This window comes from Leptolyngbya sp. CCNP1308, assembly GCF_034932455.1.
Classification (GTDB): Bacteria; Cyanobacteriota; Cyanobacteriia; order Phormidesmidales; family Phormidesmidaceae; genus Nodosilinea.
Genome location: NZ_JAYGIH010000039.1, coordinates 13053 through 30912, shown reverse-complemented (window position 1 = coordinate 30912; position 17860 = coordinate 13053). Strand labels below are relative to the sequence as shown.

General features: G+C 58.1%; 17 protein-coding genes. 11 read left to right on the top strand and 6 right to left on the bottom strand.

From position 1 onward, the window contains the following. The first annotated feature begins 129 nt into the window (after nucleotides 1-129). Nucleotides 130-1125 carry an NAD(P)H-dependent glycerol-3-phosphate dehydrogenase gene (locus VB780_RS12065; RefSeq protein ID WP_323351403.1) on the top strand — a complete coding sequence of 332 codons (996 nt, stop codon included), beginning with the start codon at nucleotides 130-132 and terminating at the stop codon, nucleotides 1123-1125. A gap of 107 nt (nucleotides 1126-1232) precedes the next feature. Here VB780_RS12065 and VB780_RS12060 read toward each other — a convergent pair whose 3' ends face one another. Both VB780_RS12060 and VB780_RS12055 read right to left on the bottom strand, forming a co-directional pair. Continuing rightward, nucleotides 1233-2255 (bottom strand): hypothetical protein, encoded by a 1023-nt coding sequence (locus VB780_RS12060; protein WP_323351402.1) that lies wholly within the window; start codon nucleotides 2253-2255, stop codon nucleotides 1233-1235. Between the two features lie 426 nt (nucleotides 2256-2681). Next, nucleotides 2682-3392 carry a hypothetical protein gene (locus VB780_RS12055; protein WP_323351401.1) on the bottom strand — a complete coding sequence of 237 codons (711 nt, stop codon included), beginning with the start codon at nucleotides 3390-3392 and terminating at the stop codon, nucleotides 2682-2684. A gap of 359 nt (nucleotides 3393-3751) precedes the next feature. Between VB780_RS12055 and VB780_RS12050 the strand changes: the two genes are divergently transcribed. After that, nucleotides 3752-4309: a rhodanese-like domain-containing protein gene (locus VB780_RS12050; protein WP_323351400.1), complete on the top strand. Its 558-nt coding sequence runs from the start codon at nucleotides 3752-3754 to the stop codon at nucleotides 4307-4309. 128 nt (nucleotides 4310-4437) lie between these two features. Here the strand turns inward: VB780_RS12050 and VB780_RS12045 are convergent, their stop codons facing one another. Beyond that, entirely contained in the window at nucleotides 4438-5937 is a 1500-nt protein-coding gene (locus tag VB780_RS12045; protein WP_323351399.1) for a glutamine synthetase family protein, read from the bottom strand. A gap of 274 nt (nucleotides 5938-6211) precedes the next feature. On the opposite strand from VB780_RS12045, the gene VB780_RS12040 reads away from it, so the two are divergent. The 5 genes from VB780_RS12040 (at nucleotide 6212) to VB780_RS12020 (ending at nucleotide 9486) form a co-directional block, all read left to right on the top strand. Beyond that, entirely contained in the window at nucleotides 6212-6502 is a 291-nt protein-coding gene (locus VB780_RS12040) for a nucleotidyltransferase family protein (RefSeq protein WP_323351398.1), read from the top strand. Between the two features lie 44 nt (nucleotides 6503-6546). Further along, nucleotides 6547-6783, top strand: a complete 237-nt coding sequence (locus VB780_RS12035; protein WP_323351397.1) for a UPF0175 family protein — start codon at nucleotides 6547-6549, stop codon at nucleotides 6781-6783. Then, nucleotides 6783-7271: a DUF3368 domain-containing protein gene (locus VB780_RS12030; protein ID WP_323351396.1), complete on the top strand. Its 489-nt coding sequence runs from the start codon at nucleotides 6783-6785 to the stop codon at nucleotides 7269-7271. Before VB780_RS12035 ends, VB780_RS12030 begins: the two co-directional genes overlap by 1 nt. Nucleotides 7272-7374: 103 nt before the next feature. Beyond that, on the top strand, nucleotides 7375-8028 hold the full coding sequence (locus VB780_RS12025) for an HAD family hydrolase (RefSeq protein WP_323351395.1): 654 nt from the start codon (nucleotides 7375-7377) through the stop codon (nucleotides 8026-8028). Nucleotides 8029-8124: 96 nt separating this feature from the next. Next, nucleotides 8125-9486: a hypothetical protein gene (locus tag VB780_RS12020; protein ID WP_323351394.1), complete on the top strand. Its 1362-nt coding sequence runs from the start codon at nucleotides 8125-8127 to the stop codon at nucleotides 9484-9486. Nucleotides 9487-9544: 58 nt separating this feature from the next. On the opposite strand, the gene prmC is transcribed toward VB780_RS12020, so the two are convergent. Next, nucleotides 9545-10459 carry a peptide chain release factor N(5)-glutamine methyltransferase gene (gene prmC / locus VB780_RS12015; RefSeq protein WP_323351393.1) on the bottom strand — a complete coding sequence of 305 codons (915 nt, stop codon included), beginning with the start codon at nucleotides 10457-10459 and terminating at the stop codon, nucleotides 9545-9547. A 147-nt stretch (nucleotides 10460-10606) separates the two neighbouring features. Beyond that, a complete protein-coding gene (locus VB780_RS12010; RefSeq protein WP_323351392.1) occupies nucleotides 10607-12268 on the bottom strand; it encodes a D-Ala-D-Ala carboxypeptidase family metallohydrolase in 1662 nt (553 codons plus the stop codon). Nucleotides 12269-12322: 54 nt separating this feature from the next. Between VB780_RS12010 and VB780_RS12005 the strand changes: the two genes are divergently transcribed. Then, nucleotides 12323-13090 (top strand): HAD family hydrolase, encoded by a 768-nt coding sequence (locus VB780_RS12005; protein ID WP_323351391.1) that lies wholly within the window; start codon nucleotides 12323-12325, stop codon nucleotides 13088-13090. A gap of 437 nt (nucleotides 13091-13527) precedes the next feature. Here the strand turns inward: VB780_RS12005 and VB780_RS12000 are convergent, their stop codons facing one another. Beyond that, nucleotides 13528-13662: a hypothetical protein gene (locus tag VB780_RS12000; protein WP_323351390.1), complete on the bottom strand. Its 135-nt coding sequence runs from the start codon at nucleotides 13660-13662 to the stop codon at nucleotides 13528-13530. Nucleotides 13663-13780: 118 nt separating this feature from the next. Here VB780_RS12000 and pntA point away from each other — a divergent pair, with 118 nt between their 5' ends. The 3 genes from pntA (at nucleotide 13781) to VB780_RS11985 (ending at nucleotide 17798) form a co-directional block, all read left to right on the top strand. Further along, the gene (pntA, locus tag VB780_RS11995) at nucleotides 13781-15400 is read left to right on the top strand and encodes a Re/Si-specific NAD(P)(+) transhydrogenase subunit alpha (protein ID WP_323351389.1); all 1620 of its coding nucleotides are present in this window, start codon (nucleotides 13781-13783) and stop codon (nucleotides 15398-15400) included. Nucleotides 15401-15488: 88 nt separating this feature from the next. Further along, nucleotides 15489-16907, top strand: coding sequence for an NAD(P)(+) transhydrogenase (Re/Si-specific) subunit beta (locus VB780_RS11990; RefSeq protein WP_323351388.1), 1419 nt, complete (start codon nucleotides 15489-15491; stop codon nucleotides 16905-16907). Nucleotides 16908-17072: 165 nt separating this feature from the next. Further along, nucleotides 17073-17798, top strand: a complete 726-nt coding sequence (locus VB780_RS11985; protein ID WP_323351387.1) for a hypothetical protein — start codon at nucleotides 17073-17075, stop codon at nucleotides 17796-17798. Nucleotides 17799-17860: the final 62 nt, after the last annotated feature.

Sequence of the window (17860 nt, the reverse complement as noted above, 5' to 3'; positions counted from 1 at the left end):
CAAAATTGAGAAGTCAAAATTTTGAACTTTGAACTTTGAATTCCTCCCCCCATCCCCCATCTCCCTCACCTATTTCCCCATCCACATATTCACGCACCTACCTGCCCACCCCATCACTCCCCCACTCCCATGCTCACCACTACCCAACCCCTCAACCAAGTCTTCGAAGACTATAAACACCGCCAGATTACCCTCACCATCCTCGGCTCTGGAGCCTGGGGCAGCGCCCTGGCCCACATTGCCAACGTCAATGGCCACACCGTGCGGATGTGGTCGCGCAGCAGCGATCTGTCTCTAAAGGATGCCGTCGACGGGGCTGAGGTGATCATGTCGGCTATCTCCATGAAGGGGGTGCCGGAGCTGGTGAATCGGCTCAAGGGGTTGAACATTCCTGAGACTACGGTATTCGTAACCGCCACGAAGGGACTGGACCCTGAGACAACGCTGACCCCTTCGGTGATTTTTCAGCGGGCGTTTCCGCACCATGCCGTGGCGGTGCTCTCTGGCCCCAACCTCTCCAAAGAAATTGAAGCTGGCCTGCCCGCTGCGACAGTGATTGCCTGCGAAAACGAAACCGCCGCCGAGGCCGTGCAGCACGTCTTTGCCGGAGACAACTTTCGCACCTACAGCAGTACTGACCCACTAGGAGCAGAGCTGGGGGGCACGCTGAAGAATGTGATCGCGATCGCCGTTGGCGTGTGCGAAGGGCTAAAGCTGGGGTCAAATGCGCGATCGGCGCTGATCACCCGCGCCCTGCCCGAAGTGATGCGCATTGGCACCCATCTGGGCGGGCAGCCCGAAACCTTTTTGGGCCTCTCGGGCCTGGGCGATATGCTGGCCACCTGCACCAGCATTCTCAGCCGCAACTACAGGGTCGGCTACGGCCTGGCTAAAGGTCAAAAGCTAGAGCAAATTTTAGCAGAGCTGGGCAGCACCGCAGAGGGAGTCAACACCGCCTACGTGCTCCACGATATTGCCCAACGCGAGCAGATTTCTATCCCAATTTCTCAGCAGGTGTACCTGTTGCTCAAGGGCGAAATCTCGGCAGAAGAAGCCGTCGCTGCCCTGATGGAGCGCAAGCTCAAGGCCGAAGATTATCAAGAAATTTTGCAGAGCGAGGGATAGACTAGACGCCTCGTAAGGGTTTCCGCGCGATCGCATCAGCGCAGAGAGCCCCCTGGACAGAGCGGCCCGGCCTAGGAAATGGCGTTCTCCTAGGCCAGGAAATTCGCCTAGAGCGGATCGGGAAACGTCGAGGGCGAAAACATTTTTAGCATGGCGGTGTAGTGGGGTTCATAGTGTTTAACATTGATTGACCCCACACAGGCCGACAGCTCTTGATCGAGCAGGTTCACCATCAGCCGCACCAGGCCCCAACTGACCTTGAGCCTGGGGTACAGCATGACGCAGAGGGGAAATAATTCCTGGGCGATCGCAGAGATGTTGTTCTCTAACATGCAGGTCCAGAGATAAATCTGAAACATCTCTACATCGCGAATGCTAGAGGTGCGCACCGTGGCTTCGCTGAGCGGCCCGGTGTAGGTGGCATAGTCAGGGCAGAGGGTAATGACCTGATTCACAATATTTTTAGCAATTCGGCTGGTGGCGGGCAGGGCCAGCCGCACCGTCTCTAGGCGGGGATGGTGGTAGTCGTAGTTGCCCGCCGCGGTGTAGGCCCGGTGCAGCGGCATATATAGCAGGTCATCAACCACCTTGAAGTAGCTCTGTAGGGGCGATCGCTCCGACTCAGGAGCCTCTGCCGACAGCATTTGACCGCAGTAGTGAAACTGCATGCTGACAAACCCAATCACCCGGGGGTCAATCGCCGTGTGCTTTTGGCGAATAGCCCCCAACCGCTTTGAGGCCGCCACCGAGAACCGCTGGGGCGTCACCCCTTTGGCGTAGGCTGCTAGCGCTTCTTCGTAGACCAAATGCACATCTTTAGAAATCGTCCAGGGGTCAATCAGGCTGGGGCTAATCTGGTGCCGCCGCACTTCGCGAGCCAGCAATGTTTCAGTTTTATTCCAGGCCCGAGCGCTGACAGAGCGCAAGATATCGATCAGTTTTGCGGCCACATCCAGCTTAGATCTGGACTGTTCTAAGCTCAGCAGCGCCTGATCTTGAAGGTGCAGATCTTTGACGTACTTTTTTGCCCAGACCTCCGAAAGCGAGAGTACTTCGGACTTGTCTGAAACGCCAACTTTTTCTAGACGACCAACCTTCAGGCTGGTCGATACCGAACAGTCTGTCACCATAGGAACACAACCACGACGCGAAGGAAACGGGGAACGACGAAAAGAATTTAAAAGTCATAGTAAGCCCAGAAGGATGAGCAAACTTGATGGAACCCCGGAAAACCGTGGGATGAATTCACTAAACTTCATTTTCCGCAATAGTTCGCAAAATCAAGCATTTTTTGATCGAATTCGTCGAATTTTAGCTGTGCTCAGCGGCTAAAACCCCTGAGCACAGGCAATCGGAGATCATCTCAACTAAAAAATATCCTTTACAAGGACGCGAACTCGGCCCGTTGGGCCGGTCAAGGCAAGTCCCCGGATAAGTATTGGTTGGAACACTCCAAGAAGATTTCTAAGGAAGAAGCTCCCCGCTTTATCCGGCGACTGTAGCCACTGTAGGGTGGGCACTGCCCACCATTAGGGAGGAAGCTTTCCAAAAATCACTCAAGATGGCGCACTAGCTGAGCAGCCGTAGGTGTCGATTTGCTCCACCAGGCTGGTTTCCCAAGCTGGGTCAATCGTGGGGGGCTGCTGGGCCGCAAGCAGGCGCAGCTCACCCTCGGCTTCTACCATGCCTAAAAATTCGATGGCGTAGGGTACGTAGGCCGAAGCCGGGGTCGGGCGAATGAGCGTCGCCGCCGTCTGCACATCTTGACTCAGCAGTTGACCGTCTACGACGAGCGCCACAGAAAACTCGGGCGGCGTAGTAAAGGTTTCAAAGGGGACGGTTTCGGTTTCCGATTGGCGGTAGCGCACCAGGCACACCTGCCCCGGCACCGTCGAGGGCAGCACCGTGACAAAGTCGTAGGGCATCAGATCCCAGTCTTTGACCCAGGTGCCCAGGAAGGGGGCGATCGCCGGATCGCTCTCGGCCCAGGCCAGCCGAAACGTCTCTAGCTCTGACGAAATTGGCTCGCCCAGGTTAATAATTTTGCCGATCCCCGCCAGGGCCAGCTCAGAGTCAATGCGATCGGTCAGTTCGGCCTCTCGCTGTTGCAGCGCCTCGGGCGACAGGGCCGGCAGCAGCGTCGCTGGGTGGGCAGAGATGGGGTCAACCACCTCAGGTGCCGGGGGCGCGGGTTCAGGTATGGTGCAGGCCATAAGGCCCGATATAGATAGCAAAACCGGAGCCGTTGCCCATGTCCATCGTCCCATTGTGTCTGACCTCGCCACCACAATTTTGTCTGATTGTCTGTGGCTGATTGTAGCAAGGGAAAATGAGCGTTCGGGAACCGACTCGGAGCGAGTATCCGTCCCGGAATCGCGCCCTCGGCAAGCCAGTCTTCCAGGTGGCTGCTAACGAGTTGTAGTGGGGGTTGAAAGGGATGCGATCGCACCGCATATAAAGCGAATAAATCCTGCATTTGGCCCTATTCAAATACTCACATTGAGCGATGGCGATCGCATTTAGCGGTTATTTGAGAATAACCACTCTCCGGATTATGCCTGCTGATGGATGAGACTTTAGGGTTCGCCTTGTAGCTTGAAGCTATTGACGCTGATAGAGGTAATCTATGACTAATTTTTCTGATCAAGCTGATAATGCTGCCAATCAAGTTGCTGACCAAGCAGAGAATTTGACCAACCGAGTCGAAGCGGCGGCTAGCCAAGTACCCGAGCGGGCTGAAGAGCTTTCCCAGAAGGCCGATGACGCATCTCGTCAAGTCCCCGACCAAATTGAATCGGCTAAGGACACTATTACCAAGCCTCTACCCACCCCTCCTAGCATGTCGGCTAGCCAAGCATCGGCAGAAGAGCTACTCAAGCGCCTGCAGTGGGGTGAGCCAGCTCTAACTATTGTTGATGTCCGCAGCCGCGAAGCTTTCAACGACGAGCGCATTACCGGCGCTGTCCCCATATCCATTGACCAAATCCCTGAGGGGGTTGAGTCTACCCTAGAGCGCAAGCGCGACATCTATATTTACGGCGACAGTGCTGATCAGGCCGCTAGCCAGCTCCGGCAGGCCGGTTATGCCAACGTGGCTGTGCTGCAAGGCGGGCTCTCTGCTTGGAAAGGTATTGACGGCCCCACCGAAGGCATCAAGGCTTTTTCGTCGCCCGTCAGCGCATAAGCAGCAAAACTATGATGACGCTGTAAGAAGCAGCAGCGTTTAAATGAGTCCCCCGCCGTTATTTTGTTTGAGAACGGCGGGGGAACTGTTGTTACAAAATTCGCCAGAAGTGCTGGATTGAGGCACCCCTAGGGCAGGCAGTCTAAGTAATTATCCATATCCCAGTTGGTGGTGGTGGCTAAAAACCGCTCCCACTCGTCGCGCTTGTACTGGTCGAAGATGCGGTACATTTCCCCCGGCAGCGCCAACTGAATCACCTCATCGGTGGCCAGGCAGTCGAGGGCTTCCCCCAGAGACATGGGCAGCTTTTTCACCTTTTTGCCGTCTTCCATCGCCTCATAGATGTTGCGCTGCTCGGGTTCGCCGGGGTCGAGCTGGCGGCTGAGGCCATCGTCAAAGGCCTTGAGAATAGCCCCAGCCATCAGGTAAGGGTTCACCATAGAGTCAACAGCGCGGTACTCAAAGCGACCCGGTGCCGAAATTCGCAGGCCGCAGGTGCGGTTTTGAAAGCCCCAGTCGGAGTAGACTGGGGCCCAAAAGCCTGCATCCCACAGACGGCGGTAGGAGTTGACCGTGGAGCAGCCGATCGCCGTCAACGCGGGCAGGTGCTCGATCACCCCGCCAATGCAGTGCAGTCCCACCTGACCCGGCATGCGGCGAGATACACCTTCCTCTGGCATAAAGGTGTTTTCACCCCCCTGGTGATAGGTGAAGTTGCCCTCTAAGCCCGGCAGCGTATCAAAGCCAAACATTTTAATGGCCGTATCGCCACCCCGCCACAGCGACAGGTTGTGGTGGCACCCCGAAGCCGACACCCCCATAAATGGTTTCGACATAAAGCAGGCGATCAGGTTAAACTCGCGGGCTACCTGGGCGCAGATCTGGCGGTAGGTGGAGAGGCGATCGCAGGTTCTGACCGCATCATCAAACATAAAATTCAACTCTAGCTGCCCCGGCGCGTCCTCATGGTCGCCCTGGATCATATCCAGCCCCATCGCCCGCCCGTACTCAATCACCCGCAGAAATACCGGGCGCAGCTCTTCAAACTGGTCGATGTGGTAGCAGTTGGGCTTAGTAACGCCCCCGTCTGGCTTGCCGTCTGGCCCTTTTTTGAGCCACATCATCTCGGGTTCGCAGCCGTGGCGCAGCTGTAGCCCATGTTTGGCCTGGAATTCGGCATGAATGCGCTTCAGGTTGCCCCGACAGTCTCCCGTCAAGAAGGCCGCCGCGTCTTCTTCCTCTTCGCGGTTGCGGAAGCAGACGCAGTAGACCCGGGCTACCCGCTTATCCCACGGCAGCTGACAAAAGGTTTCAGGGTCGGGGATGGCGACCAGTTCTGCCGCCTCGGGGCCGTAGCCGAGGTACTGGCCGTGGCGATTCATCGCCAGGTTGGCGGTGGCCCCGTAGACCAGCTGAAAGCCTTTCTCAGCAGTGACCTCCCAATAGTCAGCGGGGATGCCCTTGCCAACTATTCGCCCTGTTACAGAAATAAACTGGTAATAGATGTATTGAATGCCCAGTTCGTCAATTTTGGCCCGCACCTGCTTAACTAGATCATCGCGCCCCTCGGCGACGACGTAGCGCTCTAGATCTGTCGAGGTATCGACCCGTGTTAGCACTCCAGTCACTGTGAGACCTCCTAGTTTGCAGCGCAACAAGAATGGTCTCAGTAAAGCCAACTTGTTATAACAAGTTTGTAGCCATTGATACGGCACTTGAGAAACGAGTCTCTGTGTCTGCCACCTAAGCCTTGTCACTCTAATAAGAGGCCTAGATTTTCTAATCCATGCAGCCAGATTTGAAGAAACGTGGTCAAAGCATGATTATGAATATTTTTTAGCCCAAGAAAGTTTCAGCTTTAGTTGACTGTCATCTAGTTTGTTTTAATTTTCGGTGCTTGTTATGTTTATCGGTGAACAAATTCAAGAAAAGCGTGAAAGGATTTTAGCTCTTGCAGAACAGTATGGAGCATACAATATTCGAGTTTTTGGATCTGTAGCACGCAATGAGGCAGATGCTCAAAGTGATGTCGATTTTTTGGTCGACATGGAGGCAGGGCGTAGTCTGTTCGATCTGGGTGGACTGCTGATGGAATTGCAAGACCTGCTGGGCTGCCCGGTAGATATCGTAACTGAAAGAGGTTTGCGAGCTAAAATTCGCGATCGCGTTTTGAACGAAGCCGTGCCTTTATGAGATGTCTTAGTTGTTCAAAAGAATAAACCTTATGGAGATTAGTAATGCAAATTACACTTAATTTTCCTGATGGATTGGAATTGACCGAAGCCGATTTGCGTACTGAATTGGCTGTTGCCCTGTTCCAGCAGGAACGCATTACCCTTGGTACGGCTAGTCAACTGTCTGGGCTCCATCAAATAGAGTTTCAGCACCTTATCGCGGCCCGTGGCATCTGTGTTCACTATGACGTTGAGGAATTAGAGCAAGACCTAGAGAGTCTTCGCCAGGATGGTTGGTAATGCGAGTCGTCAGCAATACATCTCCGCTGAGCAACTTAGCTGTCATCGGTGAACTGGGGCTTCTGCAAAAGATTTACTCAAAAATACTCATTCCACCAACTGTTTACGATGAACTGATACGTTTTCAAGCGATTCAGCCGATCATCTCAAATGTGATAGAAGCTAGATGGTTAGAAGTACAGACGCCTCAAAATACTCAGATTATCCAAACGTTAAACCAATTGCTTGATCCTGGTGAGGCAGCTGCCATTGCCCTAGCCGTTGATATCAGCGCCGATCGCCTCCTGATCGACGAACGTCTGGGCCGGAGCATTGCCTCACAGTACAACATTAAAATTCGAGGGATTTTGGGCATTTTAGTGAATGCAAAACACCAAAGACTGATCCCCGCGACAAAACCGCTTTTAGATCGCTTGTTGTTTGAAGCGGGTTTTCGTATCGGTCAAACGTTATACGATCGCATACTTCAAGAGTCGGGCGAGAGCTAACTGTTCATTTAAAGAACGCTGGGGCGCGATCGCATTCCTCCAGCCACCCGGTGCTTAACCTGGGGAACCTACAATGGCTCGTAGCGTTTATGCACCCGCACTTATGGATTTTCTCTGCCAGGCGATCATCTTTGATGTCGATGGGGTGCTGATCAACTCCGACCCGGTGGCCGATCGCCACTGGCGAACCTGGGCCGATCGCCACGGAGTTGACTACGACACGATCGCTCGCATTCACCATGGTCGGCCCACGGTAGAAACCATTCGCCAGGTTGCACCCCACGTGAATGCTGCTCAGGAGGCTCACCTTAAGGAAACCGCCGAGGCTGACGACACTAATGGGCTAGTGCTCTACCCAGGCGCGAAAGAACTTTTGGCTGGGCTACCGCGCGATCGCTGGGGGGTGGCCACTAGCGGCACCCGCCGCACGGTATCGATTCGCTTCCCGCATCTAGGGCTGTCAGAGCCCATGGTGATGGTGACTGCCGACGATGTGCAGCGGGGCAAGCCAGCACCCGATCCCTATCTGCTGGCGGCTGAGCGTATGGGAGTAGCCCCCGCCAATTGCCTGGTAATTGAAGATGCCCCTGCCGGGGTAGCGTCAGCCAAGGCTGCCGGGGCCAAGGTGATTGCGGTGACGACAACGAATAGGGCTGATGATCTGGGATTGGCAGATGCGATCGCCACCGCCCTAGCCACCCTTCAAATCAGCGTTCACCCCCATGGGCTTGTGGTTCAGGTAAATAGTGCAGTATAAAACTTGACCTCAGGCGCAGTTTCAGTTTTTGTAACCGTCCTGAGATGGCCCATTCCGGCGCGTAGGTTAGGGGCATAGCTTTGAGAGGGCCTGAGGATGGAACACCGCTGGAAGACTTGGTTACTGGGCGCAATGGCGGCAGGAGCCCTGCCCCTGGCCCTCGCTGTCCCAACCCAGGCCTGGGATCCGATCGCGCCTAACCCCAACGCCAACGCTACGGAAAACTCTCCGATGCCGCCGATTGTGCAGCGCCAGGCCTTTGACCGCTATCGCCAAGTCATCGAGCGCACCCAGGCGATGGTGCACGACCCCATCGCCCGCCAGCTGGCAGAATCTTTTAACCTAAACGTGCTCAACGTCACCTGGGAAGACACCGGGCGCTTCTACGGCTCCTCCGTTGGCCCCAACATTAGCGACATGACCATTCAGGTGCAGCAGCAAGATCCTGTGAGCAGGCAGCACCAGCTGCACCTGATGCCGGTGATTCGCCATCCCAATTTTGAAGACATCAGCGCCGACATTCCCCTAGACAGCTTCTTTTTGCAGGTGGGCAACGAGAAAGGCGAAGACCTGCGCCGGGTGGCTCTGAGTGAGGTGCTGGGAGATCTGCGGAGCTACCTCAACACCCCAGATTCTTGGAGTGGACGGGGGCGATCGCTCCTCGCCCCCCAGCGCGACAGCCACGTGCTGGTCAGCGCCCAGGCCTGCTTTTTGCCAATTCCCCAAGAGGGTATGGCCACGTTTAACCCGGTGCTGTTCAACTATCAGTCGCGCCCCGGCGACCCGGCGGTGCTGACCATTCTTGCCACCCGCGAGGGCACCAGCGTCACGGTGATCGACAACCAGCGCGATGGCTTTGAGGCCGGGCAAACCTGGGGCCAGCGCCTGTTTTTCAACAAAAATGGCGAACGGGCTAGCTTTACGGGCCAGCGCCTCAGCGATTTTCAGGTGGTGGAGAATCCAGCCGAGCGACCTGGGGAAGCCGCTGAGGACGACACCGAGGGGCTGAATATGGTGCTGCTGATTCAGGTGCCCCTCAAGCAGCGAGCACCCATGGGGCAGTCATCTTTTGATGGCATGCTTGCCCCCCTAGCGGCTGCCCCTGCCATGGAGGCAAGCCGCGCCCCCAGCGATGTGGAGGCTGCCGTCATCGGCCATGGCGCGGTGGAGGGGCCGTTTACCGAAATCGACAACCTGGCGATCGAGCGCGACCCAGACTACCCAATTCGGGTTACGGTGCAGTTTTACAAAGCCACCAGCAACGGCGTGGTGTCGGAGGCTGACATGGCCGAAATTCGCGAGCAGATCGATCGCGTCTACGCCGAGGCCGACTACGTGGGCAGCCTGGTGGTGGATGGCCCCAGCGATCGCCCCACCGAGCACGACGGCCCCAAGGATGAGCCCGCCGACTGGTGGCAGCGCTTCTGGGAATACCAGCGCAATCTGCGCGATCGCTAGGGTTTGGTTAGAGCAAACGCTGTTTGCCCCTACAGGGTGCCTGGATTTGAGAATGGAGTTAAGGGGCGTAGATTGCCTGCACAAAGCGATCGCGCCCCGCCAAATCCAGACATATTTGAATGTCGCGATAGCATCCCTGCGCTTCGAGCAGTTCTCGAACTGATTCCCCCTGACCCGCCATCATTTCCACCAGCCAAAGACCTCCCGGCACGAGGAATTCGGGAGCCTGAGCGGTGAGAAGGCGGAGATCATCCAGGCCATCGTTGCCCCCATCTAAAGCACTGGCGGGTTCGTGGTTGATCACCTCGGGTTGCAGGGTCGGTAGCAGCGCCGAGGGAATATAGGGTGGGTTCGACACCACTGCGCTGAGCTGAGATCGATAGGCATTCAGCGGTTCAAACCAAGAACCCTGGTAGAAGGTGACGCGATCGCTCAACCCCGCCCTAGCTGAGTTCACCTGGGCGATCGCCAGTGCCTCAGCACTAAAATCCACCGCTAGGATTTGAGCTAATGGAAAGGCTTGGGCGAGGCCTAGGGCGATCGCGCCGCTCCCAGTTCCCATATCTACCCAAATGCCCTGGGCCAGCTGATCCCCGTTGGGGCCTAGGGCGATCGCCATCTCGGCCAGATCAATGATCAGCTCCGTTTCAGGACGGGGGATCAGCACCGCCGGAGACACGGTTAGCATCAGGTCGCGCCAGGGAGTTTCACCCACCAGGTACTGCACAGGGGTGCGCTCCGTGAGGCGCTGCCGCCAGCGACGATCCAATTCGGCTAGAGGATAACAAAGTGGGATTTTCGCGCGCTGTTGCACCGTGCCCAGCCGCAGCGATAGCCGATCCACCTCCGCCACCGCCATCAGCAGCCAGTCCACCTCGTCGGCGTCAACTCCCGCCAACCGGGCCTCTGCCAGCGCCTGTTCACGCCAGGCCCACAGCTCAGCCCCCGTCACGGTGCGATCGCTAGCCGTCATAAGTCGCCATCTTCCTTGAACCGTGGGTCGCATAAGTCTCCTTGCGCTAACCCAGATGAGTTTTGAAAACCCACGCTACCTTGCCAAAATCCAAAATCGCCAATCCAAAATTCTCGAGGGCAGAAACGTGGGTCTGCCCCTACGCCCCTAATGCATCCACCGCGCCTTAGACCCCCGCGCATCCAAATGCACCAGCGCCGGGAACTGGCTGTAGCGCCCCAGCCCCCCCGGCCACCAGGGATCCAGCGCCCAATAAACTTGGTTCCCAGTCAGCCCCAGGCAGTAAAAGTCGATGGCATCGCCCACAATGTGGCGGCTGCGGGAGGCTCCGCCCACGCGGCGATTGATCTCAGCCGGGCGATACCAACTGGTAATTAGAAAGGGCCGACCGATGCGATCGCGGGCCTGCTGGGCCAGGGCGGCAATGCGCACCATGGCATCCACCGTGGCCTGGTTGGGGGGCATGCGGGCACCGCCACGGGTCGCTTCCGACCAGGTAAAGTTGCCGTTGGGCACAATGCTGGCGTCGAGCTGAATATTGTTGGGCGTCCACCGCAGGGGGCGCGGCGGCTGGGGCGCAGGTACTGGAGCGGGCATGGCCTCGGGCGACGAGGGGGCGGCCCGCTCTAGCCGCCGCAGATCTTCAAACAGCGACTGAATCGCAGGAATGCGCCCCTCCAGCCGCCGCCAGACCTGCACCAGGCGAATTAGCGCCTCCCGCTGGTCTTCGGTGGGGGTGTAGGTGGTGGGAATAGTGGCCGCAAAGTCGAGCAGGGCGCGATCGAGGGTGCGGGCGGTCATCACCAAGGCAGCCTGGTTGTCGACGTTTTGTGCCAGGTCGTCGGGGTTGACCCCCAGCCGCTGAATGGCGGCAGTGCGCGAGTCGAGGCCAAACCAGCGGCGGTAGCCCTCGGTCAGCGCAAAGCGCAGATCGCCCTGACCATTGTAGAGATCGGGAATTTTTTGCACAAAGGCGATCAGCGCCGGGTCAATGATCTCCAGGTTGGTCTCATTGGCGAAGGGGTCGTGGGTGAGCAGCCAGGCGATCGCCTCTTCCCGCGCATCCATCGCCCGCCACAGCTGCACCAGGCGAATCAGCGCCTCCCGCTGGTTGGGGTAGCCTGCGTAGTAGCGCGCTGCCGACTGCATAAAAGCCACCAGGGCATTGTCTAGGGCCGCCTCATCGGGCACCTGGTCAACCACCGGCACGCTGAGGGCGTCGTACACCGCTTCCGCCGTGTTGAGCTGCCGCCACAGCCGCACCGCCTCCACCATGGCCTGGCGCTGAAAGTCGAGCCGTCCGTAGTTGGGCGGCACCCGTTCGGCAAAGGCCAGTAGGGCCGGGTCGAGCTGGCCCAAATTCTGGGGCAGCTGCGCCCCGCTGTAGTCGGTGCTGATGTCTTCGAGGTAGGCCTGGAGCAGGGCGGCGGGGTCGGTGGGTTCGAGCTGGGCGGCGTCGCGATCGCCCTCCGCTGGCGTAAAACCCTTGGCCACCACTTGCAGAAAGCGATCGCTGTAGCGCCCCACGCTGGCATCCCAAATGTCGGCCCCGCTCCAGCCCTGCTCAGCTAGCCCGTTGGTGAGGCTGCGCAGGGTGTTGGCCGCATACTGCACCTGGGTAGCAAAGGTATCGACCTCGCCCATATCCACCTGGTTCACCGGGGCAATACCCAAACCCGTTTCGCCATCGGTGAGCTGGGGCTGACTGTGAACGGCGTAGAGGGCCGCCAAAATGGGCTTGTGCACCCCTGCTCGACCCCCTTCCAATAGATAGTAGTAGTTGCGTTGATCGGGTGCTAACGTGCTCATAGCGTGCATTAGGCCATCCTGACCTGTCCACAGTAACCCCAAAGTGTAAACTCAATGGGCGAAGTTCAACCATTACCTAGCCACGGGTTTTCACCCCGACCCCAGCTGCTGGCCACCGATATGGATGGCACCCTTACCCACGCGGGCAAGTTTACCCCCGCCCTGCTGCAAGGGCTAGAGCAGCTCCAGTCGGCAGGGCTGCCGGTGATGATCGTCACGGGGCGATCGGCGGGCTGGGTGAATGGCCTGGCCCACTATCTACCCGTAGCCGGGGCCATGGCCGAAAACGGCGGCATTTACTTTCCCCCCGATGGCCCGCCTGAGCCCTTAGTTGAAATTCCCGACCTGGTGGCCCATCGCCAGCGGCTGCACGAGGCCTTTACCCAGCTCCAGTGGCGGTGGCCCCAGCTGCATGAGTCCAACGACAACCGCTTTCGCCTCACCGACTGGACCTTCGACCTTGAGGGGTTCACCCAGGCCGACCTGGATGAAATGGCTCAGATCTGTCAGTCGTTGGGCTGGGGGTTTACCTACAGCACGGTGCAGTGCCACCTGTTTACAGTGGGCCAGTCGAAAGCGGCGGGGTTGAAGCGGGCGATCGAACGCCACTTTGCCCCCGTCTCCACCGCCGAGGTGTTGACTGTAGGAGACAGCCCTAACGACCAGAGCATGTTTGATCCGGCCCTGTTTCCCCAGTCGGTGGGGGTGGCCAACGTGGCGGACTATTGGCCTCACCTCACCTATCGCCCTACCTATGTTACCCAGGCTGCCGAGGTGGCCGGATTTTTAGAATTGGCAGAGTTTCTACTACAGGATTTTTAATTTGGGGCAGGTGCGACTAGTTTTGCAACAAAAAAAGATGTTATGGCCATTGCGCTGTCCCAGGTCTCGTCAAAGGGCAAAAGCAGGTGTCCTAAGCGTAATGGCCATCGCTATATCTTCTACCGCTGACAATTGACCGATAAAGCTTTAGCAGATATAAAACATTCTTGAAGTTTTCTGCCTTGAGGTGGGCAGCCCTTTTACCATGCCAGAGAATGGGACAAGGGAATTTTCTGCCAAGCCGCTCTGCCAGATTGTTGCCGCAAGTTGTTGTCCTGCGTTGAAACCAAAGTCGAAATCAAAAAACAATCTGAATATCCAGGCGATTTGGGAAGCCAGGGGAGATTGTATTAGTCGGCGCGTTATGGCAATTCTGTAGAAAATACGTTCAGAATGGGAGCGTTTAGACTGTCGCCAACTCTGTCAATCACCCTAGCTTAGCTGGAGACTGCCCCCTTAGTACAGGTTTTTTGCCATTTCTCAAAGCACCTTCGATCGCCGGGGCGATCGCGCCCCCAGCGCACAGCTCCGTCGCTGATCGCCCCTAAATTTTGCCGCATATTCTGTCGCACAATTTACCCACCTTCGATCCCATTTTATTGAGTGCTGAGGTCGGGTCTTTTTTATCGCGTTGGCTCCGTTCACTGCCCGCATCTTTGTTGTTTAAGGCCATTTCTCCTATAACCACCTATGACCATTGCAGCACCCAAAGATAGTTCTATGGCCGCTCCTGCTGATGCCGCCCCCTCAGGGTTTAAAGTTGGCATCCCCAAGGAGGTATTTGCAGGCGAACAGCGGGTCGCCGCCACCCCCGACACCGCCAAGAAACTGCAAAAGCTAGGCTTTGAGGTACTGGTTGAAACCCAGGCCGGGGCCGGGGCTAGCTTTACCGACAGCGCCTACGAGGCCGCAGGCTGCCAAATCATGCCCGATGCCGCCAGTCTTTGGGACGCCGCCAATGTGGTGCTCAAGGTGCGATCGCCCCAGCACCACCCCGATCTCGACCGCCATGAAGCCACCTTAATTAAGCCCAGCACCACCCTGGCCAGCTTCATTTGGCCCGCCCAAAACCCAGATTTGCTGGCCCAAATGGCCGAGCAGGGCGGCACGGTGCTGGCGATGGATTCGGTGCCCCGCATCTCCCGCGCCCAGAAGCTCGACGCCCTCAGCTCCATGGCCAACATCGGCGGCTACCGGGCGGTAATTGAAGCGGCCCACCACTTTGGCCGCTGCTTTACCGGGCAGATCACCGCCGCAGGCAAGATGCCCCCGGCTAAGGTGATGGTGATTGGCGTCGGCGTGGCTGGTCTAGCGGCGATCGGTGCGGCCAAGAGTTTGGGGGCGATTGTCAAAGCCTTCGACACCCGCTTAGTGGTCAAAGAGCAGGTGCAAAGCCTTGGTGCCGAATTTCTCGAACTGCACTTTGATGAAACCGAAGACGGCAGCGGCGAAGGTGGCTACGCCAAGGTGATGAGCCCGGCCTTTATCGCTGCCGAAATGGCCCTGTTTGCTCAGCAGGCCAAGGATGTCGATATCATCATCACCACGGCGCTGATCCCCGGCAAGCCCGCGCCTCTGCTGATCACCCAGGAGATGGTCGAGAGCATGAAGCCGGGTTCAGTGGTGGTAGATCTCGCTGCCGAGCAGGGCGGCAACTGCGAAGTGACCCAGCCCGGCCAGGTAATCTCCCACAACGGCGTCACCATCATTGGCCTCACCGACCTGCCCAGCCGTATGGCCTCTCAGGCTAGCCAGCTCTACGGCAACAACCTGGTGCACCTACTCAGCGACCTGGGCGGAGCCGAAAAGTTCTCCATCAATATGGAAGACCAGGTAATCCGCGCCACCACCGTCATCCACAACGGCCAGGTCACCTGGCCGCCCCCCAAGGTCGAGACCCCGGCCCCCAGCGCTGCCCCCACCTCCCCTACCTCCCCCACCTCCGAGGAAATCCCCGCCGCCAAGTCCCCCCTCAGCCAGCTCCTCTGGCCTCTCCTCCTGGGCGGATTGGTCGTCGCCATCGGCCTCTGGGCACCGGCCTCCTTCATCACCCACCTAACCGTCTTCGTCCTCGCCAGTTTCCTCGGCTGGAAGGTGATCTGGGATGTGTCCCCCTCCCTGCACACCCCCCTGATGAGCGTCACCAACGCCATCAGCGGCATCATTATCATCGGCGGCATGCTCCAGATCTCTGGCGACATCACCTCACCCATGACGATTTTGGGGGCGATCGCCCTCTTCCTCGGCACCGTCAATATCGCCGGGGGCTTCATGGTTTCCCAGCGCATGTTGAATATGTTTCATAAGTAATTCTTTTTGAATTTTGCATTTTGAATTCAAAGTTCAAAATGCAAAATTCAAAGTTCAAAATTTGCCCTCATCCCCATTCTCCTACCCCATGGAAAATAACCTCGTAACCACCGCCTACATCGCCGCTAGCGCTCTGTTCATTCTCAGCCTGGCGGGGCTGTCGCAGCCGGAAAGTGCCAAGCGGGGCAACCTGCTGGGCATAGTCGGTATGGCCGTTGCCTTTGCTGCTACTGCGTTCATCAGCCAGGGCTACCCGATTCAACTTGGCTCCATTGGCCTGGGGGTGATGGTGGGGGCGCTGGCCGCCTCCCGCGTGGCGATGACCGACATGCCCGAGATGGTGGCGCTGCTCAACAGCTTTGTGGGTCTGGCCGCCGTGCTGGTGGGCTTTGCCGAATACCTCCAGCCCAGTGCGGCGCTCACGGGTGGGGATGTGACCGTCCACCGGGTGGAGATTTTCATTGGCGTATTCATTGGCATTGTCACCTTCACCGGGTCGATGATTGCGGTGGCCAAGCTGCGGGGCTGGGTGCCGAGCCGAGCGGTGCTGCTGCCCGCCCGCCATGTGCTGACCTTGGGGATGCTGGGGGCGATCGCCGCTCTAGGCTTCCCCTTCCTGACGGGGGTTGGCACTACGCCGCTGATTGCGTTGGGGGCGATGACGGCGATCGCAGGCATCTTCGGCATTGTGATCGTGATGGCGATCGGCGGGGCCGACATGGCCGTGGTGATCTCGCTGCTCAACAGCTATTCGGGTCTGGCCTCGGCGGCGGCGGGCTTTATGCTCAACAACGACCTGCTGATCATCACCGGGGCGCTGGTGGGCAGCAGCGGCGCGATTCTCAGCTACATCATGTGCAAGGGCATGAACCGCTCCTTTATCAATGTGGTGCTGGGCGGCTTTGGCGAAACGGCTAGTGGTGGCAAGGCGGCGGCTATTGAGGGCAGCGCCACCAGCACCACCACAGGTGAAGTGGTCGATCTGCTCGATACCGCCCAGAGCGTGGTGATCGTCCCCGGCTACGGTATGGCCGTGGCCCAGGCCCAGCACGCCGTGGCCGAGATCACCCGCCTGCTCCGCGCCCAGGGCAAACAGGTGCGGTTCGGCATTCACCCCGTGGCGGGCCGCATGCCTGGCCACATGAATGTGCTGCTGGCCGAGGCCAACGTGCCCTACGACATCGTGCTCGAAATGGACGAGATCAACGACGACCTACCCCACACCGATGTGGTGCTGGTGGTTGGGGCCAACGACACGGTGAACCCCAGCGCCAAAAATGATCCCAACAGCCCCATTGCTGGTATGCCCGTGATGGAGGTGTGGGAAGCCAGTACGGTGGTGGTGCTCAAGCGCGGCATGTCGTCGGGCTACGCCGGGGTCGAAAATCCCCTTTTCTTTAACGACAACACGCTGATGCTGTTTGGCGATGCCAAAACCAACGTCAACGGCATTCTTGCTCAGCTCTCTACCTCAACGGCTCCCGCCGCTGCTCTCTCGGTAGCCTAATCGCTGTTGTGTTCTCCCCTTATTGAGGAGAACAGACAGCACTTCATTAGAGTGAAAGACAACAAAAGTTCCTGATGAACATGCCTATCAAGCTACCTCTCAGGTCGTAGGATGGATCAGCACAGCAGGATCTGTCCTACGACCTGAGAGTTTTGGTAAGCGGGTATGAAGTTTAAGCGCAGTACGGTAATGCTGGTTGGGGTGGCCTTTTTGCTGGGGGCCGGGGTGCTGATTGCTGAGTCGCAGCGCTCGCAGTCCCCCGAATCCGCCACCGATACCACCTCCACCGCGCCCATCTTCACCTTTGAAGAAACTGATGTTGCCACCCTCACCGTCGATCGCGGCGACGAAACCCTGGTCTTTGAGCAGGGCGACGACGAGACCTGGCAAATGACAGCGCCGGACGAAGCCCTGGCGGAACCGGGGGCGATCGCCTTTCTTCTCAGCCGCCTCAACACCGACTCGCCCCTGCAAACCGTCACCATGCAGGCCGACCAGGCCACCGACTTTGGTTTTAACGCCCCCCTCGGCATCGTCACCGCCACCCTCAAGGACGGCACCGAGCACGAGCTGATTTTAGGTGGCCCCGACTTTAGCGGCAGCGCCAACTACGCCGTAGTAGACCCCGATCCCTGGCCCCCAGCCGAGGGAACCGAATACTCTGTCCTCGTCGTCACCCGCGACGTGGCCAACGGCATCAACCGCCCCCTCGCCGAGTGGAAGATGCCGGTGGAAACCCCGGCCTCAGATAATCCGGGGGCCAGCTCAACCCCAGAAAGCAGCACACCAGCGGCATCTCCTCCCGCCCCGGCACCTACTGTAGAGCCCCCAGCAAACGAATCTCAGCCTGCGCCCGCGCCGACGGCCCCCGCTCCTGAAGCTACCAACTGATCGTGGTCGCAGATGTTAGGCTAAGCCAGCCATTCATGGCGCACGATCAAGGGCTGAATGGC